Source organism: Flavobacterium sp. N2820 (assembly GCF_025947285.1).
Taxonomy (GTDB): domain Bacteria; phylum Bacteroidota; class Bacteroidia; order Flavobacteriales; family Flavobacteriaceae; genus Flavobacterium.
The window spans coordinates 581,963-604,632 of record NZ_CP110008.1; the positions used below are offsets into that span (position 1 = coordinate 581,963).

At 32.1% G+C, this 22,670-nt stretch carries 17 protein-coding genes; 2 read left to right on the plus strand and 15 right to left on the minus strand.

The window, feature by feature from the left end:
- Nucleotides 1–117 precede the first annotated feature (117 nt).
- The 11 genes from OLM52_RS02750 to OLM52_RS02800 all read right to left on the minus strand — a co-directional run bounded on the left by OLM52_RS02750 (nt 118) and on the right by OLM52_RS02800 (nt 13,510).
- Entirely contained in the window at nt 118–426 is a 309-nt protein-coding gene (locus OLM52_RS02750; RefSeq protein ID WP_264549618.1) for a thioredoxin family protein, read from the minus strand.
- 74 nt (nt 427–500) lie between these two features.
- A complete protein-coding gene (locus OLM52_RS02755; RefSeq protein WP_264549619.1) occupies nt 501–1,136 on the minus strand; it encodes a peroxiredoxin in 636 nt (211 codons plus the stop codon).
- 184 nt (nt 1,137–1,320) lie between these two features.
- Nucleotides 1,321–2,088: a tryptophan synthase subunit alpha gene (gene trpA / locus OLM52_RS02760; protein ID WP_264549620.1), complete on the minus strand. Its 768-nt coding sequence runs from the start codon at nt 2,086–2,088 to the stop codon at nt 1,321–1,323.
- A 125-nt stretch (nt 2,089–2,213) separates the two neighbouring features.
- The gene (gene trpB / locus OLM52_RS02765; RefSeq protein ID WP_264549621.1) at nt 2,214–3,401 is read right to left on the minus strand and encodes a tryptophan synthase subunit beta; all 1,188 of its coding nucleotides are present in this window, start codon (nt 3,399–3,401) and stop codon (nt 2,214–2,216) included.
- Between the two features lie 4 nt (nt 3,402–3,405).
- Complete coding sequence (locus tag OLM52_RS02770) at nt 3,406–4,050, minus strand: phosphoribosylanthranilate isomerase (RefSeq protein ID WP_264549622.1); 645 nt, start codon at nt 4,048–4,050, stop codon at nt 3,406–3,408.
- Complete coding sequence (gene trpC / locus OLM52_RS02775) at nt 4,047–4,832, minus strand: indole-3-glycerol phosphate synthase TrpC (protein WP_264549623.1); 786 nt, start codon at nt 4,830–4,832, stop codon at nt 4,047–4,049. The genes OLM52_RS02770 and trpC overlap by 4 nt, the downstream gene beginning before the upstream one ends.
- 2 nt (nt 4,833–4,834) lie before the next feature.
- The gene (gene trpD / locus OLM52_RS02780) at nt 4,835–5,827 is read right to left on the minus strand and encodes an anthranilate phosphoribosyltransferase (RefSeq protein ID WP_264549624.1); all 993 of its coding nucleotides are present in this window, start codon (nt 5,825–5,827) and stop codon (nt 4,835–4,837) included.
- 94 nt (nt 5,828–5,921) lie between these two features.
- Entirely contained in the window at nt 5,922–6,485 is a 564-nt protein-coding gene (locus OLM52_RS02785) for an anthranilate synthase component II (RefSeq protein ID WP_264549625.1), read from the minus strand.
- Between the two features lie 80 nt (nt 6,486–6,565).
- Nucleotides 6,566–7,966, minus strand: a complete 1,401-nt coding sequence (locus OLM52_RS02790) for an anthranilate synthase component I family protein (RefSeq protein WP_264549626.1) — start codon at nt 7,964–7,966, stop codon at nt 6,566–6,568.
- 206 nt (nt 7,967–8,172) lie between these two features.
- Nucleotides 8,173–10,575: a thiamine pyrophosphate-dependent enzyme gene (locus tag OLM52_RS02795; RefSeq protein WP_264549627.1), complete on the minus strand. Its 2,403-nt coding sequence runs from the start codon at nt 10,573–10,575 to the stop codon at nt 8,173–8,175.
- Nucleotides 10,576–10,759: 184 nt separating this feature from the next.
- Nucleotides 10,760–13,510 (minus strand): aminopeptidase, encoded by a 2,751-nt coding sequence (locus tag OLM52_RS02800; RefSeq protein WP_264549628.1) that lies wholly within the window; start codon nt 13,508–13,510, stop codon nt 10,760–10,762.
- A gap of 256 nt (nt 13,511–13,766) precedes the next feature.
- On the opposite strand from OLM52_RS02800, the gene OLM52_RS02805 reads away from it, so the two are divergent.
- Nucleotides 13,767–15,734: an endonuclease gene (locus tag OLM52_RS02805; protein WP_264549629.1), complete on the plus strand. Its 1,968-nt coding sequence runs from the start codon at nt 13,767–13,769 to the stop codon at nt 15,732–15,734.
- 90 nt (nt 15,735–15,824) lie between these two features.
- Complete coding sequence (locus tag OLM52_RS02810; RefSeq protein ID WP_264549630.1) at nt 15,825–16,298, plus strand: hypothetical protein; 474 nt, start codon at nt 15,825–15,827, stop codon at nt 16,296–16,298.
- Between the two features lie 40 nt (nt 16,299–16,338).
- Here OLM52_RS02810 and OLM52_RS02815 read toward each other — a convergent pair whose 3' ends face one another.
- The 4 genes from OLM52_RS02815 to OLM52_RS02830 form a co-directional block, all read right to left on the minus strand.
- Nucleotides 16,339–17,064, minus strand: coding sequence for a TIGR00730 family Rossman fold protein (locus tag OLM52_RS02815; protein WP_264549631.1), 726 nt, complete (start codon nt 17,062–17,064; stop codon nt 16,339–16,341).
- 86 nt (nt 17,065–17,150) lie between these two features.
- Nucleotides 17,151–19,985: an excinuclease ABC subunit UvrA gene (gene uvrA, locus OLM52_RS02820; protein ID WP_264549632.1), complete on the minus strand. Its 2,835-nt coding sequence runs from the start codon at nt 19,983–19,985 to the stop codon at nt 17,151–17,153.
- A gap of 85 nt (nt 19,986–20,070) precedes the next feature.
- Nucleotides 20,071–21,888 (minus strand): chloride channel protein, encoded by a 1,818-nt coding sequence (locus OLM52_RS02825; protein ID WP_264549633.1) that lies wholly within the window; start codon nt 21,886–21,888, stop codon nt 20,071–20,073.
- A gap of 52 nt (nt 21,889–21,940) precedes the next feature.
- Complete coding sequence (locus OLM52_RS02830; RefSeq protein WP_264549634.1) at nt 21,941–22,528, minus strand: ACP phosphodiesterase; 588 nt, start codon at nt 22,526–22,528, stop codon at nt 21,941–21,943.
- Between the last annotated feature and the right edge of the window lie 142 nt (nt 22,529–22,670).

Sequence of the window (22,670 nt, forward strand, 5' to 3'; positions counted from 1 at the left end):
AAAGGTTATAGGGTTAAATGTTTAAAAGGGTTTACATATATTTAAAATTATAAGGTTAAATAGAATTGAGATAAAGTATAGCCACAATGTCTTTTTAACCTTTTAAACCCTAAACTTTTAAACTACTTCTGCTACTAATTCGGCTAAAACTTCTGCTTTGTTAGTTTGTGTTTGATTGACTAAAACACCATTTTTGAAAGTTGCAAACGTTGGTAAATTGTCCACTTTTGCTAATTTTCTTGATTCTGGAAATTTTTCTGCATCAACCACTAAGAAAGGAATTGATTCGTTTTGTGAAGCCATCATTTTGAATTTTGGTTTCATAATTCTACAATTTCCACACCATGAAGCTGAGTATTGAACTACAACAGTTTCGTTGTTTGCTATTACTTCGGCTAAATTATCTTGTTCTATTTCTGTAAACATTTTTTTTAGTTTAAAGCTTCAAATTTCAAGTTCCAAGTTGAATAACCTGAAACCTGAAATTTGAAACAAAATTATTAATGAGAAGCTAAATAAGCAGCAGTACTATTTCTATCAGCACTCATTGCATCTTTTCCTTCTTCCCAGTTAGCTGGACAAACTTCACCTTTAGTTTGAACGTGAGTGTAAGCATCAATTAATCTTAAATACTCGTTTACGTTTCTTCCTAATGGCATATCGTTTACACTTTCGTGGAAAATTTTTCCATCTTCATCAATTAAATAAGTTGCTCTGAAAGTTACGTTTGAACCTTCTAAGATTTCATCATTTAAATCTTCATTATAAACCCATTCTGCATCTAAGATATCTAAAGCAGCAGATAAGTTTCTTGTTGTATCAGCTAAAAGTGGGTAAGTTACACCTTCGATTCCACCATTATCTTTCGCAGTGTTTAACCAAGCAAAGTGTACTTCATTTGTGTCACAAGAAGCACCAATAACCATTGTGTTTCTTTTTTCAAATTCTTGTAAAGCAGCTTGAAAAGCGTGTAATTCTGTTGGGCATACAAAAGTAAAATCTTTTGGATACCAAAATAAGATTACTTTTTTCTTGTTGTTAACCGCTTGTTCTAAAACGTTGATTTTTAGGTTGTCTCCCATAAATGAGATTGCGTCAACTGTAATGTTTGGAAATTTTTTTCCTACTAATGCCATGATTTTTTATTTAAAAAGTTATTATTGTTTTCTGAGTGCAAAATTACTCAAAATCGAAGTGATAACATAGTAATTTAATGCTAATTTCTTATGAAGTTATAAATAAAATTTATGATAAAAAATCTTATGAAATTTTATATGAATATCATATATTTTGGTTGCTTTTTTTATGAATTACAAAATATTAACCGCATGTAATACGTCTTATAAAATTTGAAATGTTTGTTACAGGATTTTTTTTCAGAAAGTTGATGAAAGCACTACCAATAATAGCTCCTTTTTGAAATTCCGTTGCTTGATTTAAAGTGGTCAAATCTTTAATTCCAAAACCAATGATTTGTGGGTTTTTTAACTTCATTTTTGCTATCCTTTTGAAGTATTCCAATTGTTCTGTACCAAAACCCGATTGACTTCCTGTTACCGCTGCAGAACTCACCATATAAATGAAACTATCTGAAATTGCATCAATTTGTAGCATGCGTTCCAATGAAGTTTGTGGTGTAATTAAAAAGATGTTTTTCAAGTTATATTTTTCAAAAATGGTTTTGTATTCAGTTTCATAAATTTGTAAAGGTAAATCGGGAATAATCAATCCATCAATTCCCACTTCAGCACATTTTTGACAAAATTTTTCCATTCCAAATTGCAGCACTGGGTTGAAATATCCCATAATAATTAAGGGAATTTGAACGGTTTTTCGTATTTCTTTTAATTGTTCGAATAGGAGTGAAGTCGTCATACCATTTTCAATGGCAATAGTCGAACTTTCTTGAATTATTGGACCATCGGCTAGCGGATCTGAAAAAGGTAATCCAATTTCAATCATATCTACATCATTTTTTTCTAATTCTTGAATAATGGAAACGGTATCGTTTAATTTTGGAAATCCCGCTGTAAAATAGATGGATAATACTTTCTTATCTTCTTGTAATTTTTGGTTGATTCTGTTCATTTTTTAAGATACTAAGGGTTTTGTTGATTTAACCGCAAAGACGCTAGGTTTTACGCAATGTTCGCAAAGAATTGATAAACCATTGCGAGCATTGCGATTCTCTTTGCGTTCTTTGCGGTTAGAGTTTAAAATTTAAAATAATCGATATACGTATTCAAATCTTTATCACCTCTTCCTGATAAGTTGATGACCACAATATCATTTGGTTGGAATTGTTTTTTGTCTAAAACCGAAAATGCATGCGCTGTTTCAATTGCTGGAATAATTCCTTCTGTTTTTGATACTTCTAACCCTGATTGCATGGCTTCAGAATCAGTTATGGCAATAAATTCTGCACGTTTTGTATCGTGTAAATGTGCATGAAGCGGACCAACTCCAGGATAATCTAAACCTGCTGAAATAGAGTAAGGTTCTGTGATTTGTCCGTCTTCGGTTTGCATTAATAAGGTTTTACTTCCATGAATAATTCCGATTTTACCCAATACAGAGGTGGCAGCACTTTCTCCAGAATTTACACCGTGTCCAGCCGCTTCAACCGCAATTAATTTTACTGAATCGTCGTCTAAAAATTCATAAAAAGCTCCTGCAGCATTGCTTCCTCCGCCCACACAAGCAATTACGTAATCTGGATTTTCTTTTCCTTCTTGTGTTAATAGTTGGGATTTAATCTCCTTAGAAATCACACTTTGAAATCGTGCCACCATGTCGGGATAAGGATGTGGCCCAACCACAGAACCAATGATATAAAACGTATCTATAGGATTATTTATCCAATCACGAATGGCCTCATTTGTAGCATCTTTTAATGTTTTTGATCCAGAAGTAGCTGGACGAACTTCTGCCCCAAGCATTTTCATTCGTGCTACGTTTGGTGCTTGTCTTTTGATGTCGACTTCGCCCATATAAACAATACATTTTAATCCCATTAGGGCGCAAACGGTAGCCGTTGCAACACCGTGTTGACCTGCACCAGTTTCAGCAATAATTCTGGTTTTTCCTAACTGCTTAGCTACTAAAATTTGCCCGATAGTATTGTTAATTTTATGAGCTCCAGTGTGACACAAATCTTCGCGTTTTAAATAGATTTTAGTGTTGTATTTTTCAGATAGTCTTTTTGCAAAATACAATGGTGTTGGTCGTCCTACAAATTGCTGCAATAAAGTATTAAATTCTTCTTGGAATGAAGGTTCAGCCATGATTTTCAGGTAATTTCCCTTTAATTCTTCCACATTTGGATACAGCATTTCAGGAATAAAAGCACCTCCAAAATGACCATAAAATCCGTTTTCGTCTACATTATATTTTGTTTTCATATTTTTATTTATAGGTAATTTCACAAAGCAATTTTTTAAATTTTCTTAGTTTGATTTCACTTTTGTATGCTGGTTTTGTTTCAAATCGACTATTGACATCTATGGCAATACATTTTTTAGCTACTTCTGTTTGGAAAAAATCTTTAATAGCATCTACTTCAGTTTTTCCGATGCCACCACTTAAAAAAAAGGGTTTTTCGTAAGGATAGTTTTCTAAAATTTTCCAATCGAATGTGATGCCGTTTCCACCGGGTAATTTTCCCTTTGTGTCGAAAAGAAAGTAATCTATTTGAGGAATAAAATCTTTTAAAATACTAAAATCAAAAAAGTTATTGATAGAAAAAACTTTGATGATTTCGATATTCAGTTTTTTTAATTCTTTACAAAAAGCAATCGTTTCATTTCCATGTAATTGGATAATATCGAGTTGAAATAAATTTACTTTTGCTCTAATTTCATCAATTGAAGCATCAACAAAAACTCCCACTTTTTTAATACTCGGTTGGATTTTTGGAATCGATTCAATATCCATATTCCGAATTGATTTTTCCCAGAAAATAAACCCCAGATAATCAGGTTGTAAAGCGGATATTTCCACAATATTTTCATGATATTTCATGCCACAAATTTTTAGTTTTATGTTTTTCATAGTATCATTTTTTGAATGAATTTTTGAGCCTCTAATCCAGGATTTTCAGATTTCATGAAATGTTCGCCCATTAAAAATCCTTGAAAACCATATTGTTGTAATTCTTTTACAGCTTCAAATGAACTTATACCACTTTCTGAAATTTTCACAAATTCATCTGGAATTTTAGAAGCTAATTCTTTGCTATAATCTAAGTTCACTTCGAAGGTTTTTAAGTTGCGATTGTTTACGCCAATCATGTCTAAACTCTGCATTATGGCAGTTTCTAATTCTTCTATATTGTGAACCTCCAACAATACTTCTAAACCCAAACTTTGTGCAAAACCTGACAGTTTTTTGATTTCTTTTCGACTTAAAACCGCAGCAATTAGCAAGATAACATCAGCTCCGTGAGCTTTGGCTTCTAAAATTTGATATTCATCAATAATGAATTCTTTTCGTAATAATGGAATATTTACCGAAGCTTTTGCCAATAGCAAATCCTCTAAACTTCCACCGAAATACGTTGTATCAGTTAATACAGAAATTCCGCAAACACCTGCATTTTGGTAGCCTAAAACAACATCTTCAACAGAATGATTGTTATTAATTACTTCTTTTGATGGCGAACGACGTTTGTGTTCCGCAATAATTCCTGAAAGGCTATTTTTCAAAAGTTTAACTAATGAATAGGTTCGTGAATTGAATAAAACTGAAGCTTCAAATTGAGAAATAGGTATGATACTTTTCTTTAATTCGACTTCTCGTTTTTTATCAGCAATGATTTTATCTAAGATGTTCATGATTAATTACTTATTGCGATTAATTTTTTTAATTTTTCAAATGCTTTTCCGCTGGCCAAACTTTCTTGTGCTTTGGCTAATGCTGATTCATAACTTGATTTTTCAACAGTTTGAATCGCTATTGCTGCATTAACACAAACTACATTATTTTGCGTTGTTGTCCCTTTTCCAGAAATGATATTGTAGAAAATTTCAGCAGATTCTTCAACAGTTGTTCCGCCTTTAATGGCTGCTAATTGGCATTCTGGTAATTTGAAATCAGATGGTTTTAAAATTTGTTCGGATATGTTGGAAATGATTTTTACTTCATCGGTTAATGAAACTTCGTCAAAACCACTTAAACCATGTAAAATAGAGTAATTGGTAGAAGTATTTTGGTACAAATAAGCATACATTCGTGCCAATTCTAAACTAAAAACACCCACCAATTGGTTTTTTGGAAACGAAGGATTTACCATTGGCCCCAACATATTAAAAAACGTTTTCACACCTAGTTCTTTTCGAATCGGACCCACATTTTTCATAGCAGGGTGGAAGAGTGGTGCGTGCAAAATAGCAATATTGGTTTCTTCTATAGATTTGGTCAAAAAATCGGAATCATTCGTAAATTTTACACCCATTTTTTCCATTACATTACTCGAACCCGAAATCGAGGAAACGCCATAATTTCCATGTTTTGCGACTTTAATTCCAGCTCCAGCTACTATGAAGGAAGCTAAAGTGGAAATATTGAATGTATCTTTTCCATCGCCTCCAGTTCCGCACAAATCAATAGTGTTGTAAGCAGAAAAATCAATTGGAATACACAATTCTAACAAAGCTTCACGAAAACCTGCTAATTCCTCAATAGTAATACTTCGCATCATGTAAACTGTCATGAAAGCAGCAATTTGGCTTGGATTATAACTTTCTGAAGAAATATTGACCAAAACGTTTTTGGCTTCTTGTTTGGATAATATTTCGTGATGAATTAATCGATTTAATATATTTTTCATATGTTTTGAGTTTTAAAATTGGACATAAGTTGGGCTGTACTTCACTGATTTTGTTTTAGTAAAGTAAGAAATTAAGCGTGTATGTAGTTGCTAATTAATGGCTAAGCCAATTTTCTAAGATTTTTTTTCCGAAAGGTGTTAAAACACTTTCAGGATGATATTGCACCCCTCGAATATCAAAATGAGCGTGTTTCATTGACATAATTTGGCCGTTTTCATCAGTAGAAGTTACGATTAAATCGGCTGGAAGATTTTCGTTGGAAACGACCCAAGAATGGTAGCGCCCAACTTCGAATTCATTTGGTAAATCGTTGAAAATAAAGTCGTCTTCTATTTTTGAAATTTTTGTAGCGACACCGTGATATACTTTTTCTAAGTTGGTTAAAGTTCCACCAAAAACTTCTCCAATAGCTTGTAAGCCAAGACAAACTCCGAAAATACTTTTTGATTTTGCGTATTTTATAATAACTTCTTTCAACAAACCCGCTTCATCTGGAATTCCTGGTCCTGGCGAAAGTAATATTTTATCGAATTTTTCTAATTCATTCAATTCAAATTCATCGTTTCTAAAAACGGTTACATTCGCATTCAAATCCTCTAAATAGTGGACTAAATTGTAAGTAAAACTGTCGTAATTATCTATAACTGCTATTTTCATTTGTTTATTCTATGATTGAATGATTTAAAGATTGAAAATTTATTATCCTGTAATTTTTTAATCTTTGAATTTTTAAATTATTAAATTTTCTCAGCTAAATCTAAAGCTTTTTGTAAAGCACCTAACTTGTTGTACACTTCTTGCATTTCGTTTTCTTCTGATGAACTTTCTACAATTCCTGCTCCAGCTTGAAAATGTAAGGTGTGATTTTTACTCAAAAAGGAACGAATCATAATCGCGTGATTGAAATTACCTTCAAAATCTAAAACTCCGATAGCACCACCGTAGAAACTTCGATTGGTTTTTTCAATGTTTTCGATCAATTGCATGGCTTTTACTTTTGGTGCACCGGTTAGTGTACCTGCCGGGAAAGTGTTCGAAACTAATTGCATAAAAGTATGATTTTCTTTTAATTTTCCCGATACTTTTGAAACCAAATGAATCACATGGGAGAAAAATTGTACTTCTTTGTATTTTTCAACTTTCACTTCATGACAATTTCGGCTTAAATCGTTTCTTGCTAAATCTACTAGCATAACGTGTTCACTGTTCTCTTTTTGATCTTCGCCTAATTTTTTTGCTAATTCGGCATCATTTTCGTCGTTTCCTGTGCGTTTGAACGTTCCAGCAATTGGGTGAATTTCGGCAAAATTATTTTTGATGATCAATTGTGCTTCAGGTGATGAGCCAAAAATTTTGAAATTTCCGTAATCGAAATAAAAGAGATAGGGTGAAGGATTAATACTCCGTAAAGCACGATACACATTGAATTCATCCCCTTTAAAATCTTGTGAGAACCTTCTAGATAGTACCAATTGGAAGACATCACCGCGTAAACAATGTTTTTTGGCTAAAGAAACGTAATTCTTGAATTCGTCATCGGTTAAGTTAGAAGATGCGATTCCTGATTTTTGAAACGAAAAGGAAGCAAAGTTTTTTGCTTGTAATAATTGTTCGATTTCAGCAATGTTATTAGTTCCATCAATACTATGACAAAATAAATAGGCTTCGTTCTTGAAATGATTGATGGCGATAATGTTCTGATAAACTGCATAATATATTTCTGGAATTTTGTTTTCCAATGATTTATTAGCAATCGAAATTTTTTCAAAATATTGAATCGTATCATAACTTATGTAACCAAATAATCCTTGTGTAATGAATTTAAAATCAGATTTTTTAGTTTGAAATTGTTTTGAAAAATTTTCGATTTCTTTAGCCACGTTTACATCGGAATCAATCGGAATGATTTCAGAAAAACCATCTGGAAAATTCGTTTCAATTTTTTGATTTTCCACTTTAAAAGAAGCAATCGGATTAAAACAGATATAAGAAAAACTATTGTCATTTGCATGATAATCAGAACTTTCAAGCAGAATGCTATTCGAAAATTTATCACGAATTTTTAAGTAAACACTCACTGGCGTAATGGTGTCGGCAAGAATTTGTTTGTAATGGGTATGTAATTTATATTTTTGCATGTGATGTTAATTTTTGGCAATAAAAAAAGGCTTGTCGTGATTGACAAGCCTTTTCTATGTATTTGGTTTTAAATGATACTATAGCAGGTTTCGCTCACGAAGTTCGACGTAAGTTAGACCACCACCAAGTATTGTTTAAAATTGAAATCATTTTCTTAATTGTATGTTGCAAATATTTCTAATTAATTTTCGAATAAACAAATTTTTTAATATAAACTTGGATATTTTGTTGGATTTGCCTCATTCATAATCGCATATACTTTCTCAAAAATGTCTTCTGCTGAAGGTTTTGAGAAGTAATCACCATCGGTTCCATAAGCAGGTCTATGTGCTTTTGAAGCCAATGTTTGCGGTGCGCTATCTAAATGTTGATAGGCTTTTTGGTTTTCTACAATTTCTTGTAAAATATAAGCACTTGCACCACCAGGAACATCTTCGTCAATGACTAATAAACGATTTGTTTTTGCTACCGATTTCACAATGTCATGATTGATATCGAAAGGCAATAATGATTGAATATCAATAATTTCGGCACTAATTCCAACCGACTCTAATTCGTTTGCGGCTTGTTCTACCAAACGTAAAGTTGAGCCATAAGAAACCAGTGTAATATCAGTCCCATTTTTGATGGTTTCTACCACTCCAATAGGTGTTTTGAATTCGCCTAGATTTGTTGGCATTTTTTCCTTTAAACGGTAGCCATTCAAACATTCTACTACCAATGCTGGTTCGTCTGTTTCTAATAAAGTATTATAAAAACCAGCTGCTTTGGTCATGTTTCTTGGCACCAAAACGTGAATTCCTCTGATTGCATTGATAATCATTCCCATAGGTGAACCTGAATGCCAAACGCCTTCTAAACGGTGACCACGAGTTCTGATGATTAACGGTGCTTTTTGACGACCAGCCGTTCTGTATTGTAATGTCGCTAAATCATCACTCATAATTTGAATAGCATACAACAAATAATCTAAGTATTGAATTTCAGCAATTGGACGCAATCCTCGCATGGCCATTCCTATACCTTGACCAAGAATTGTAGCTTCACGAATTCCGACATCGGCAACGCGTAATTCTCCGTATTTTTCTTGCATGCCTTCCAAACCTTGGTTAACATCACCAATATTTCCTGAATCTTCACCAAAAATTAATGTTTCAGGATATTTTGAAAAGATAGCATCGAAGTTGTCTCTTAAAACCAAACGAGCATCAACATCTTCAGCAGTTGCATCATAAGTTGGAGCAACTTCTTTCGTTTTTAAAACGGTTTTATCGGATTGTGAAAATAGGTGAGAACTAAACTTTGGCTGAATTTTTTCTGTGTAATTTTCTATCCATGTAGCTAAAGTTGCACGAGAATTTTCTTTGATAATCATGCGCAACACTTTACGTGCAGCCACTAAAAGATCTTTACGAATTGGTTCTTTTATTGATGCAACATCATTAGCAATTTTTTCAATAAATACTTTATTTTCACTTTGTGAAGCGATATTATTCAACAAACCAACTAATTCTTGTTGTTCTGCTTTTATTGGAGCCGTAAAGTTACTCCAAGCTGCTTTTTTACCTTCTAAAACGTCTTTTTTAGCTTGATTATCAATTTCTTCTAATTCTTCTGAAGTAGCGATATTGTTTTCGATTAACCACGTTTTCATTTTAGTCAAACAGTCGAATTCTGCTTCCCAAGCCAAACGTTCTGCATTTTTGTAGCGTTCGTGACTTCCAGAAGTAGAGTGACCTTGCGGTTGTGTTAATTCTTGAACGTGTACCAAAACTGGAACATGTTCTTCTCGTGCAATTTGCGATGCTTTTTGATACGTTTCTACTAAAGCAGGGTAATCCCAACCTTTAACACGTAAGATTTCGTAACCGTTGTTTTCTTCGTCACGTTGGAAACCTTTTAAGATTTCCGAGATGTTTTCTTTTGTAGTTTGATGACGTGCGTGAACTGAAATTCCGTATTCGTCGTCCCAAACACTCATTACCATTGGTACTTGTAAAACACCAGCAGCATTTATGGTTTCGAAAAATAAACCTTCAGAAGTAGAGGCATTTCCGATAGTTCCCCAAGCTACTTCGTTTCCGTTTTCAGAGAAGTTGGTTTGGTTAATGCCTGAAACATTTCTATATATTTTTGAAGCCTGAGCCAATCCTAACAAACGAGGCATTTGCCCAGCAGTAGGAGAGATATCAGCACTCGAATTTTTTTGTTGTGTTAAGTTTTTCCAATTACCCTTTTCGTCTAACGAATGTGTTGCAAAGTGACCGCCCATTTGACGACCAGCACTCATTGGATCAAAATTAATATCGGTATGACCATATAATCCCGCAAAGAATTGTTCAATATTCATAGCTCCAATTGCCATCATAAAGGTTTGATCGCGGTAATATCCTGAGCGAAAATCTCCGTTTTGAAACGCTTTTGCTAATGCTAATTGGGGTATTTCTTTACCATCACCAAAAATTCCAAATTTTGCTTTACCAGTAAGTACTTCGCGTCTTCCAAGCAAACTACACTCTCTACTAATTGTAGCTATTTTATAATCGTTGATTACTTCTTTTTTAAAATCTTCAAAAGACACTATTTCAGCAGTTGTTGATGTATTCATAACTAGTCAAATCAAAATTGATAATTCAACAAATTTAATTAAAAGGGAATTATAAAACAATATACTGCTTGAGTTTTTTTTAATTATTAGTAATTTATCAACGTTTTTAATTGAAAAAAACTAATGAATTTAATATAAAGGGGTTTTTAATTATGAATATCGTAATAAAATTACGGATTTACTATTAAAACCATTTTCTTGTAAATAGAGAAACTAATGTTTTAGGACTTAGCGTAACTACAAAACGAATTTTTTCGCCATAATTGTTTGCATTCAATTCAAACCCATTCGAAGAGTAAACGGGTAAAAAGAGTTCAAAATAATCAGGAACTAAATTTAAGTGAAACCCTGAATCATAAACAAATTTTGCACTATCATATTTGTTTTTTAGCATTCCAGCATCACCATAAATTTGTATCCAATTCCAAATATTAAATGTGCCATTCATAGTTGTCATCCATTGATTAGCAAAGCGAGTATTAAATTTAGATTTGAATCCCCCTTCTGCATAAATGTATTGTTGACTGTAAATTCCTGTTGTTTCACTTCTTCCTAATAAATTATAATCAAACATATAATCATTTGGTCGGTCTAACCCAAAACTAAAAAAGTCAGAGTTTGTACTATTAAACATAAATGCTCCTGCAAAAAAGCGAAAACTTATTTGGCGATTATTTTCAAATAATTTTCTGTAGTGAATTTCAGTTGCTATTTTTCCAAAAGAACTTGCAATTTGTAAATCATTTAATATAGAAAAATGTTTAGTTCCTTCAGACTGATAATTTCCATATTTTGCATTAAAAATATTGTAGTTTTCTGTATTGGTGTCAGTAGTAAATTGAGATTTATCGCGATTAACGTAGACTTGTCTAAGTTGAATAAATTCATTTTTATTTGTTCTCAAATCTTCATCTCTAAATCTAAATTGGATGATAGGAACAAAATCGGTATAAAATGCATCTTTTGTGTAATGAAAACGACTTCCAGTAACTAAATATCGAATGTTGTAAAGTTTGCCTTTTTCACGAATATTATCATCAACGAAAGCAGAAAATTTCCCTACAAGTGTTCCTGTATTACTTGAATACATTGGGGTTGCACTAAAAGTAAAAGGTTTATTTAGAATGGACTTATTGTTAATTCGCATTCCTAAAGCAATTCCATCATAAATGTTGAACTCCACTTCTGGAACATAAAAAACTTGATTATAATAGGGCTCTTCTAAATCTTTGAAAAAACTAAATTTTAAAGGGCGGTTATTAAAAAAAAAGCCTTTTAATGATTTCCAGTTATTTCTGAGATTATATTCGGGTACTTCGTTATTGTAATTTAAAGTGATTTTATCAGCTCCCATTCTAGGAATTACTAGAGTTGAATCTGTTTTAATATTGGTTAACCACATTTTGTTAACTACTTTATTATCTTTTAATTGATATAAAGAAATGGGTACATTAGTATTGGTTTTGTTTATAATATTTACAGAAATAGAGTCATTTGTTTTGGATACTTTCCCAAATTTATAATCTACTAATTCTCTAGTTTCGATGATCGTTCTAAAAAACCAATCAATTTTTTTTGAGGCATTTTTTTCAAGAATTGTCTCAAATTGTCTCGAATTAGATTCTACATATTGATTTTCTTGAATAAACTCTTTGATGCTTGAAAGAACAATTTCATTTCCAAGGTAATCGTCCAGATAATTTAAACTTAATCCGGCTCTGTATTTACTAGCAATTTGTTCATTAAATTTTATTAGTTTGTTTTTTGGTTCGCTAAGTGGCTGGTCTAAGTTTTTGCGAGCCATTAACATATACAAATAATTATATTGCTGGTTAAATGGCAGATTAATAAAATGATATGATTTTAAAATTTTCATATTTGCTAAATTTCCAGTCATTTTTAGATCAGGATAATTCTCTTCAATATATTTCATCATTAGAAAAACCTGAATTCCATCATAAATCCAATACTCTTTTCTTGGATTTAATTGTAAATTTTCTTTTAAATAATTATTTAAATATGTTTTCAGGAATTTTAATTCAAACATAAATTCGTTAGGAAACGGACTTAAAAATCCAGGTAATTGATTTAATCCATAAAAAGGTTGGCGTTGATAATCTTCTTGAGTAACTAAAATTTTTGAAGTAAGTGAATTTCCTAACTTTGAAGCTGTAAATCGGGTAATTTTATCTATGATAATTGCTTTTTCCACTTCATTAACTTTTGAGTCGTCCAAACCACAACTCACTTCAATGATTTCATTTTTATATGAAACAAAAGAATTTTTAAGTTCCAATGATAATGTAACTTCATTCTTGTTTGTTCCATTTAATACATAATGTTTTTTTGACTTGTTCAGTTGTTGGTTTATCTCATTTAAATTACTAGAAACAGTATAATTTTCATTGATAACTAGTTCAATTTCAAAATTTGTAAACGCATTAGGAATATCGTCTAAATTTTCATTGCTTTGGATTACAAATTGTTTGTTTTCATATCTAGAAGGATTTAAAAACCAATGTTTTAATGTTATATTTCCTTCAGAGTCAAAACCATATTTTGTAAATTTCTCATTTGGAATTTTTACCACATAAAGCAATGTGATAGTTTGTTTTGAACAAGGAAGAATAGGGGTGTTTAAAGCAATTTTTATTACATCAACACGGTTATTTGGGCGTTCCCAACTTATATTTTTAGCAGTAGAATCAACAATGGCCTTTATAGAAGTATTTCCTCGATCTTCTTCTTTCGCTAGATGAAAAACTCTTGAAAATTCATCTGAAAATCTTTTAGCTAACGCTGAATTTTTACTTGAAAAAGCATTGTTCCAATCATTAAGAATCAAATTATACAAAGTGTCATTTGAAGTATTATTATAAGTTAAAAGATGATTAACATACAATAATTTTTTTTCAGTGTCCACTTTAACATTCATTTTTGAAGAATGCTGCGCAGAAACTGAAACAGAAAAAATGATTAAAAAAATGTATATATAGTTAGATTTCAACTTGGAATTTTTTCTTTAGATGATTTTATTGATTAATTGGTTGCGTAAGAAAATTCTAATTTTTTTATAAAAATATACAAAACAAAGTAGAAATAACTTATCAAATGCTTAATATTTACGCAATAATAACTTAAAATTGTTTTACTTTCCTAATAAAATAGGTATATTTGATAAAAATAGTATCATGCCCTCACATTTATTTTTTGCGTTTTTTTTATTTTTTAGTTTTTTCTCCTCAGCCCAAGTCGTAATCAACGAAATTGATGCCGATACACCTGGTTCTGATTTGTTAGAATTTGTTGAATTGAAGTCAGTTTCGCCTAATTTTTCATTAGACGGTTACGTCTTGGTTTTTTTTAATGAAACCAATACATCGTGTTATTATGCTTATGATTTAGATGGTTTTATAACCGACATCAATGGGATAATTCATTTTGGAAACTCTCAAGTAACACCCGCACCAGCTGGAATTATTTCAAACAATAGGATTCAGAATGGTCCTGATGTTGTGGCTTTGTATCTTGGTAATGCATCCGATTTTCAATATGTTGTTCAGCCAGGAACACTTGCAACAGCGACAAATTTGATTGATGCAGTTGCACACAATAATACAGCTTCAGTTCCAACAAATTTAATGTCAATTTTAGGAATAACGATTTGTTCCAATGAAAATGCAAATAGTCAGGGCACTGCTCATTCTATTCAAAGAAAAAATGATGGTACCTATGAAGTAAAAATTCCTACGCCTGGTGTAAATAATGATGGAAGTGGAGTTGTATTAAATTACATTAGTGTATCATTACCCCAAACGAATTACATTGAAGGTGAAAATATTCCCATAACTTTTACAACAAGTCAACCTGTATCTGGTTCTGATTTAATATTTAATTTTACCCTTGTAAATGGGAATTTTATGGTTAATGATTATTCAGGAACTAATTTAACAGTAAGTATACCCGTAGGTTCTACAACCACACAAAACACAGTTTTTCTATTTGATGATACAACAGATGAAGGTGATGAGGAAATGCTCATAAATGTTCAAAATTTGCCATTTGGCTATGTATCTAATAACAATAATATTATAGTAAGAATTTATGATAATGATTTTGTAGTTCAAAGTTATGGTTCACCCTTATCGCCAACCTATGGAGTAGTTGCACCAACAATCCCGGCCGGTTATTATGATTCTTTAGAGGGTTTATCTGGTAATGCTTTGAAACAAGAATTACAAAATATTATTGCAAATCCTGCGGTTGTTCGTGCTCATAGTTATGGAGATATAGAATACATTTTAAAAGAAGCAGATAAAAATCCATCGAATTCTAATCAAGTTTGGCAAATGTATGTAGAGTCTCCAAGGGCTATTTTAGATTACCAAGTTGGTTCTAGTAATATTGGAGTTTGGAATAGAGAACATATTTTTCCTCAATCAAGAGGAGGGTTTTCTGGAGGAACTTCCTCTACTGCGGACGGAATAGGTGTTTGGTTGCCTACAAATGCAGATGATATATTAGCTGGACATGCCGATGCTCATCATTTAAGAGCTGAAGACGGAGCAGAAAATTCGACAAGAAGTAATCGTGATTATGGTTCTGACTATAATGGACCAGCTGGAAATCAAGGTAGTTGGAATGGAGATGTGGCTCGTTCATTATTCTATATGGCTGTTCGATACAACGGTTTAACGTTAGTTAATGGTAATCCTTCGGATGCAATTGTTGGTCAAATGGGTGATTTAGCTACGCTATTAACTTGGAATAATACCGATCCTAGAGATGATTTTGAAATGAACCGAAATAATTACATTTATACTTGGCAAATGAATCGTAATCCTTTTATTGATTATCCTCTTTTAGCGGATTATATTTTTGGAGCTAATTTTGGACAGCCTTGGTCTTCAACGTTATCTACACAAAATCCTATTGAAAATAGAGTAGTGGTCTATCCAAATCCAGCAACGGAATATTTGATAGTTTCTGGCTTAGAAGGAATTTCAAAAGTAGAAATTTACACTATAACTGGTCAATTGGTTCTAATTCAAGATTTTGAAAACAATGTTCAAATAAATTTAGATTTGAATGCAGGAATGTATTTGGTTAAAGTCACAAACGGAAATCAATCTACAACAAAGAAAATTATTGTGAGATGATATTTTTAAAATTCATGTAAAAATTTTAAAAATAATAATTTTGGCAGTATTCTTGTTTAACCTTTAGAATAACGATTAAAATTACCTACTATGAAAATGATTAAGAACAAAACAGTAACTATTATTGGGGCATTGATTTTAGTATTTATGTTGGTAATGCCTGCAGATGTTTTTTCACAAGGTCCACCACCTTGGGCTCCTGCTCACGGATATAGAGCCAAAACAAGACATATTTATTTTCCGGATCATAATTTTTATTTTGATTTACAAAAGAAAGTATATATCTATGTTAATGGAGGAAAGTGGCAAGTTGGAATTCGTTTACCATCAATTTTTGGAACAATTAATTTAGGAAAAAGTACTCAGATTCAATTGGATTATTTTGGAAGTTATCCTCAATATTTTAATAGTGATCATAAGATAAAATATAAATATAAAAAGAAACAAAAAAATGCTCCAAATTATAAATCTAAACCAAAATTTAAAGATACTAATAACGGAAGAAAAGATAAAGAAAATGATAATCGTGGAAAAGGAAATAAAGGAAAAGGAAACGATAAATAAATTAAAAAGGTCAGATTATTTAATCTGACCTTTTTAATTATTAGAAGTTTGGTGATAAATTGTATTTTTTGTAGAAGTTATCTAACGCTTCTAATACTTCATCTTCCGTATCTACTACTTTGATTAAGTTCATGTCTTCTGGATTGGCATTTTTCATTTTGTCAATCATAACGGTTTTAATCCAATCTAATAAACCGGACCAAAATTCTGTTCCTACCAAAATAATAGGGAATTTTCCAATTTTTTTAGTTTGAATCAATGTTACGGCTTCGAATAATTCGTCTAAAGTTCCAAAACCACCTGGCATCACCACGAAGCCTTGCGAGTATTTTACAAACATTACTTTTCTTACGAAGAAATAATCAAAATTTAAATTTTTATCTTTATCGATATATGGATTAAAATGTTGCTCGAAAGGCAATTCGATGTTTAAACCAACAGAAATTCCGCCTCCATAATGTGCTCCTTTGTTTCCTGCTTCCATGATTCCAGGACCACCACCCGTAATTACACCATAACCCGCTTTACTGATTTTGAATGCAATTTTTTCGGCCAATAAATAGTTTTTATCTTCAGGTTTGGTTCTTGCCGAACCAAAAATAGATACACAAGGACCTATTCTTCCCATAGATTCATAACCATTTACAAACTCTGACATAATTTTAAAAATTGCCCAAGAATCGTTTGATCGTATTTCGTTCCAAGTTTTTTGCTTGAATTTTTCTTGAATTCTGTGATCGTCGTTTTCGTATTGATCTGCTGCCATAATAATTTTATTTATTTGTTGAAAAACAAAATATTAAAGTTAATAATAAAGTTTTAGCAGTGTTGTTGTGTGTAGTAATTATGTTGCTAAGATAATTCTTTTTTCAAAAACTGCGCTGTATAACTTTTTTTATTTTTGACAATTTCTTCGGGAGTTCCTTTTGCTACAACCTCTCCACCACCTTTTCCACCTTCGTAACCAATATCAATTACATAATCTGCCAATTTCACAACATCTAAATTATGTTCAATAATTAACACTGTATTTCCTTTTTCAACCAAGACATTAATTACATCCATTAATACTCGAATGTCTTCAAAATGTAATCCTGTAGTGGGTTCATCTAAAATATAAAACGTGTTACCCGTATCTTTTTTGGAAAGTTCTGTAGCCAATTTAATACGTTGGGCTTCACCACCTGAAAGTGTTGTGCTTTGTTGACCTAATGTAATATAACCTAATCCAACATCTTGAATCGTTTTAACTTTTCGATAGATTTTCGGAATATTTTCAAAGAATTCTACTGCTTCATCTACTGTCATGTTCAACACATCTGAAATCGATTTTCCTTTGTAACGAATTTCTAAAGTTTCTCTATTGAAGCGTTTTCCCATACAGGTTTCGCATTCCACATATACATCTGGTAAAAAGCTCATTTCAATCGTTCTAACACCAGAACCTTCACAAGTTTCACAACGACCGCCTTTTACATTGAAACTAAATCTTCCTGGTTTATAACCACGAATCATGGCTTCTGGCGTTTGTGTGTATAAACTTCTTATTTCTGAAAAAACATCGGTATAAGTAGCTGGATTTGAACGTGGTGTTCTTCCAATCGGACTTTGGTCGATGTCGATAACTTTATCAATATGTTCTAAACCTTCTATCTTCTTATAAGGTTGTGGTTTTTTTACCGCATTAAAAAAATGTGCGTTTAATATCGGATACAAGGTTTCGTTAATCAATGTCGATTTTCCACTTCCCGAAACACCCGTAACGCAAACTAATTTTCCTAATGGAATTTCAATTGAAACATTTTTTAAATTATTCCCCGTTGCACCTGATAGTTTGATTGATTTTCCGTTGCCTTCTCTACGTGTTTTTGGTACTTCAATCTTCATTTTACCGTTTAAATATTGTGCGGTAATCGTATCTTCTTTTAATAGTTCTTTCGGTGTTCCTTTACTGATGATTTGTCCTCCAAAACGACCGGCTTTAGGACCAATATCAATGACATAATCGGCACGTTCGATCATGTCTTTGTCGTGTTCTACTACGATTACTGAGTTTCCAATGTCACGTAAACTTTCTAACGATTTTATTAATCGTTCGTTGTCTCTTTGGTGCAAACCAATACTTGGTTCATCTAAAATATACAAAACACCAACCAATTGCGAACCAATTTGCGTAGCCAATCGAATACGTTGTGCTTCACCACCAGAAAGCGATTTGGAACTTCTGTTTAATGATAAATAATTCAAACCAACGTCTAATAAAAATTGCAATCTCGCTGTAATTTCTTTTACAACTTCAACTGCAATAACTTTTTGTTTTTCAGATAAATGATTATCTAAATCTGCAAACCATACTGATAATTCGGCAATGTCCATTTGAACTAATTCGCCGATGTTTTTTCCGTTTAATTTGAAATATAATGATTCTTTTCTCAAACGTGTGCCTTCACAATCTGGACAATTATTTTCGTCCATAAATTCTTTTGCCCAGCGTTTAATGCTTGCCGAATCGGAATTATCGTATTGATTTTTAATGAAGTTTGAAATCCCTTCAAAATCGATTTTATAATCTTTAGTAATCCCCATAACCTTTGATACGACTGAGAATTTTTCGTTTCCTCCATACAAAATCATATCCATTGCTTCCTGCGGAATATCTTCAATGGCATCGGTTATTTTGAAATCATATTTTTGAGCAATTATTTCCAATTGCTTGAAAATCCAAGAACTTTTATATTCTCCCAAAGGTGCAAAACCACCATTTTTAATTGATGATTTCGGATTCGGAATAATTTTCTGTAAATTGATTTCATTCACAGTTCCTAATCCGTTACAACACGGACAAGCTCCTTTTGGAGAATTGAATGAAAAATTATTTGGTTCAGGATTTGGATACGAAATTCCAGAAGTTGGACACATCAAATTACGGCTGTAAAAGCGCACTTCTTGACTTTCTTGTTCAATCACCATCATTACGTCATCACCATGATACATAGCGGTTTTGATACTTTCCGATAAACGCTTGTCGGTATCTTCTTCGGTATCAATTGCCATTCTATCAATAACAATTTCAATATCATGCGTTTTATAACGATCGACTTTCATGCCAAATTCTAAATCCCGAATTTGACAATTCACACGAACTTTTAAGAAACCTTGCTTGGCAATTTGTTCAAATAATTCGCGATAATGTCCTTTACGAGAACGAACAACTGGTGCTAAAATATTGATGCGTTTTCCATTAAAATCTTCTAAAATCAACTGTTTTATTTGGTCATCAGAATACGAAACCATTTTTTCGCCTGAGTTGTAGCTAAATGCATCGGCACCTCTTGCATACAACAAACGTAAGAAATCATATATTTCTGTAATAGTTCCAACGGTTGAACGAGGCGATTTACTAGTGGTTTTTTGCTCAATGGCAATCACAGGAGAAAGACCGTCGATTTTATCAACATCTGGACGTTCTAATCCGCCAAGAAATTGACGTGCATAAGCAGAAAACGTTTCAATATATCTTCGTTGACCCTCGGCATAAATTGTATCAAATGCCAATGACGATTTTCCGGAACCTGATAAACCTGTAATAACCACAAGTTTTTCACGTGGAATAGATACGTCAATATTTTTAAGGTTATGGGCTCTGGCACCAATAATTTCAATAGTTTCTTCTGTAGTGTGTTGCATAATTTTTGGCAAAACGCAAAGATACTGATTTTAGTGCTAAAATTTAGGTAGAAGTAAGAATAAGAATTTGTTAAATATGGTACATTTATTCAATAATCATCGATTTTAGGCGATGTCTATATTTTTCCAAAATTAATTGTTTGTGCATAAAACCAAGAAAGACACCATTTTTTAGTACCGGTAAAACTTTACATTCTGAAGCATCAAATTTATCCATGATGGTTTCAAGTGTTTCATCATAGAAAATTAGTTCTTTTGGTTGCTGCATGATTTCTTCAACCGATGTATATTTCACTTTGAATTGTGAGAAAACAATAGGGCGAATTTCATCCAAATGAATAAGTCCTAACAAGTTATTTTTTTCGTCTAAAACGGGAAAAATATGTTCGTCTGTTTCTTGAATTTTCTGAACCAATTCTTCTAAACTATTGCTCAACGAAATTGGTTTAAAATCGGTTTGAATAAGTTTAGAAACATCGATAGAATTTAAAATATTGGTATCGCGATTATCGGTGAAAACTTCCCCTTTATCTGCTAAATTTTTAATGTCAAATGAATAGGGTTCAAAACGTTTAGAAATGGCAAAACTCACAGATGAAACAATCATTAAAGGAACCATCAAATTATAACCACCTGTAATTTCTGCAATTAAGAAAATTGCGGTTAAAGGTGCATGAAACAATCCGCTTAGAATTCCTGCCATTCCTACTAAAGTAAAATTTCCAATAGGAAGCTTTGTAAAACCTGTTAAATTAAAAAAGGTAGCCACCGAAAACCCTAAATAGGAACCCACAAATAGGGAAGGAGCAAAATTGCCTCCATTTCCACCAGCACCAAGCGTTAAACTGGTTGCATACACTTTGATTAACATCGTTAAACTAACAAAAATTAGCAAAATCCAAGATGAATCTTGGAAGCGTTCAAAAACTGTATTTTGCACTAATTTTGCGGACTGATTGTCGGCTAATAACTTGATGCTTTCATATCCTTCGCCAAAAAGTGATGGAAAAAAGAAAATTAAAATACCTAAAATTCCCGCACCAAATAAAGCTTTGTTGATGTAATTAAATTTTAATTTAGCAAAATAATGTTCTATTTTTCGGAATGTTCTGGCATAATTTATTGAAACAAATCCGCTTAAAACACCTAATAAAATGTAATAAGGCAGATTATGAAAATCAAAAAATTGTACCTTTTTAAAGGAAAATAAAATGGTATCGTTCAAAACTATTGTAGAAATTAAAGCACCTGTTGCCGCACTAATCATAATTGGAATAAATGCGGTAATACTAATTTCGGCTAAAACTACTTCAATAGCAAATAAAACACCTGCTATTGGAGCGTTGAAGGCAGCACCTATACCGGCTGCAACACCACAGGCTAATAACAGCGTTCTATCTTTATAACTTAGTCTGTAATTTTGTGCATAATTACTTCCAAAAGCAGCTCCAGTAATGGTAATTGGTGATTCTAAACCTGCGCTTCCGCCCATACCAACAGTAAACGAACTCGTTATAATTTGGGCAAACATTTGTTTTCTGGGCATAATGCCTCGCTTTTTGGCTACAGCATACATAATTTGCGAAGTTCCTTTTTCTATAGAACCTTCTAATACTTTTTTAATAATGATTACCGTGATGATAATTCCGATAATAGGCAAAGTACTATTACTAAACGGAAGGTGTAAGATGTCATCTAATTTTTGGGATGATTTAAAAACCCAGTGTGCAAACGATTTTAGAATTATTACGGCTAAGGCTGATGAAATACCCACTAAAACACAAGATAAATAGATGAATTGTCTCGGCGTGAGTAATGCTTTCAAAATAAAAATCAATCGTTCAAGTTTTCTAAAACTTCTGTTTAGGAATCTTTTTAACTGAAAGGCTCTATCTTTTGGCATTTTTTTTAAACTATTTTACGAAGGTACTTGAATTAATTTAAAAAATAAAAAATCATTCCAAATCAATTATTTTTTGTTGACACGAAACAGTTAATTCTTCAAAGAAGAGAAAAAATTCCGATTCAAATTCGGAGTAAAAATCTTGTAATTCCACAACAGCTTCTTGCATATTGGCTCTGTGCTTGGTTTTGTAATCCATTTGAAACAGTATCATTTCTAAACCTTCTATTGTTGCATAACTAACCAACCAATTTCGGGCAATCATATACGGCATCATTCCTTTGATTCTTTCCGTTAAAATATCGTAGTTGTCTTGTAATAATTGATAGAAATCGTTGGCATAATCTTCTAATTTTTCATTGGAAAACTTGCTCCAGTTTTTTGCCAAAAAATGATCATACAAAATATCCATAATCACACCCGAATAATGACCATATTTTTCATGTAAACGGTGTTTGCTTCGTCTGTAAATGGGGTGTGAATCAGTAAAACTATCAATGTGGCGGTGTAATAAAATACCTTTTTTGATTTCAGGTGCATACTTTTCATAATCGTTTCCTTTGATACTATCTGCCATGAAATTTCCGATTTTTAACAAATCGTTGGTTCCTGATAAGTAAATATGTGCAAGATAGTTCATATTGAAAAAGCTTAGAGGGTTAAGTGGTTAGGAGTTTAAAGGTTTTAATTTCAGAAATTTCTCTCGTAAATATATAAAAATCTTTCCAAGTTTTATCTAAATCCAATTTCTAACTTTTTATATTTGTAGTATAATTTGGTTT

Bases quoted from the DNA above. Each gene is read 5' to 3' on its own strand.
- OLM52_RS02750 (WP_264549618.1), bottom strand. From the start codon at position 426: ATGTTTACAGAAATAGAACAAGATAATTTAGCCGAAGTAATAGCAAAC.
- OLM52_RS02755 (WP_264549619.1), bottom strand. From the start codon at position 1,136: ATGGCATTAGTAGGAAAAAAATTTCCAAACATTACAGTTGACGCAATC.
- trpA (WP_264549620.1), bottom strand. From the start codon at position 2,088: ATGAACAGAATCAACCAAAAATTACAAGAAGATAAGAAAGTATTATCC.
- trpB (WP_264549621.1), bottom strand. From the start codon at position 3,401: ATGAAAACAAAATATAATGTAGACGAAAACGGATTTTATGGTCATTTT.
- OLM52_RS02770 (WP_264549622.1), bottom strand. From the start codon at position 4,050: ATGAAAAACATAAAACTAAAAATTTGTGGCATGAAATATCATGAAAAT.
- trpC (WP_264549623.1), bottom strand. From the start codon at position 4,832: ATGAACATCTTAGATAAAATCATTGCTGATAAAAAACGAGAAGTCGAA.
- trpD (WP_264549624.1), bottom strand. From the start codon at position 5,827: ATGAAAAATATATTAAATCGATTAATTCATCACGAAATATTATCCAAA.
- OLM52_RS02785 (WP_264549625.1), bottom strand. From the start codon at position 6,485: ATGAAAATAGCAGTTATAGATAATTACGACAGTTTTACTTACAATTTA.
- OLM52_RS02790 (WP_264549626.1), bottom strand. From the start codon at position 7,966: ATGCAAAAATATAAATTACATACCCATTACAAACAAATTCTTGCCGAC.
- OLM52_RS02795 (WP_264549627.1), bottom strand. From the start codon at position 10,575: ATGAATACATCAACAACTGCTGAAATAGTGTCTTTTGAAGATTTTAAA.
- OLM52_RS02800 (WP_264549628.1), bottom strand. From the start codon at position 13,510: ATGAATGTTAAAGTGGACACTGAAAAAAAATTATTGTATGTTAATCAT.
- OLM52_RS02805 (WP_264549629.1), top strand. From the start codon at position 13,767: ATGCCCTCACATTTATTTTTTGCGTTTTTTTTATTTTTTAGTTTTTTC.
- OLM52_RS02810 (WP_264549630.1), top strand. From the start codon at position 15,825: ATGAAAATGATTAAGAACAAAACAGTAACTATTATTGGGGCATTGATT.
- OLM52_RS02815 (WP_264549631.1), bottom strand. From the start codon at position 17,064: ATGGCAGCAGATCAATACGAAAACGACGATCACAGAATTCAAGAAAAA.
- uvrA (WP_264549632.1), bottom strand. From the start codon at position 19,985: ATGCAACACACTACAGAAGAAACTATTGAAATTATTGGTGCCAGAGCC.
- OLM52_RS02825 (WP_264549633.1), bottom strand. From the start codon at position 21,888: ATGCCAAAAGATAGAGCCTTTCAGTTAAAAAGATTCCTAAACAGAAGT.
- OLM52_RS02830 (WP_264549634.1), bottom strand. From the start codon at position 22,528: ATGAACTATCTTGCACATATTTACTTATCAGGAACCAACGATTTGTTA.